At 69.7% G+C, this 211-nt stretch carries 1 pseudogene; it reads left to right on the top strand.

The features are described 5' to 3' along the window. A pseudogene (locus EXE44_RS20600) lies at nucleotides 1-211 on the top strand (hypothetical protein); the annotation flags it as partial.

The following is a 211-nucleotide window of genomic DNA, read 5'->3' as shown; positions in this document are numbered from 1 at the left end:
ACCAACTCGCAGGGGTCGCTTTCGGACATCGCGACGCTCGTCGCCGACACCGCGCTCGCGCTCCGGACCGGGCGCCGCAACCCGCTCCGCATCGCGGTCCCGGCGTACCAGTCGTTCACCACGGCGGGCGACGGGAGCGATCAGACGTTCAACGTCACCCACGACCTCGCTGAATGCCCGGACACGCAGGACGTGGTGGTCTGGTTCGACG

This window comes from Halorubrum sp. SS7 (assembly GCF_005435055.1).
GTDB lineage: Archaea > Halobacteriota > Halobacteria > Halobacteriales > Haloferacaceae > Halorubrum > Halorubrum salinarum.
Note: the sequence above shows the minus strand (reverse complement) of the source record. Positions and strands in the feature narration are given on the sequence as shown.